The 456-nt window shown below is 73.7% G+C and carries 1 pseudogene; it reads left to right on the top strand.

What is annotated here, in order from left to right:
• Positions 1–456, top strand: a pseudogene (locus tag RM446_RS24680) (hypothetical protein); the annotation flags it as partial.

Raw genomic sequence — 456 nt, 5'->3', positions numbered from 1 at the left:
GAGACACCCGAAACCTCCACTCCGCCCCCCACCACCAGCAACGACACCACCCCCACCAACGGCAACGGCAACGGCAACGGGGGCAACGGCGGCGACGGCCCCGGAAGCGCGCCCGACAACAGCCCCGACGGCGGACGCAACAGCCCGGACGGCGGCGACAGCGGAGCGTCGGACGCAGCGGACAACGTGGACGCCCCGGACTTCGACATCGACACCGACCCGGGCGGGGTACCCGATCCGGATCCGACCCTCGACCCGCCTCAGGCCGAGGTATCCACGAGCCGGCCCGACGCCGCACCCGAACCCGATACCACCGCCGACGGTTCAGAGACAGGCGGCGGTGTCCACCGTGATGATCCCGCTGCGGCCGATGAGCCGCCCGCCTACAGCCCCGGCGACGACAGCACCCCCGCCGACACCCCGCCCGCCTACACCGACGACGCCCCGCCACCCCCC

It is taken from the genome of Streptomonospora wellingtoniae, assembly GCF_031845375.1.
GTDB classification, from domain to species: domain Bacteria; phylum Actinomycetota; class Actinomycetes; order Streptosporangiales; family Streptosporangiaceae; genus Streptomonospora; species Streptomonospora wellingtoniae.
The sequence above is the reverse complement of the archived record's forward strand: the minus strand, read 5'-3'. Positions and strand labels throughout refer to the sequence as shown.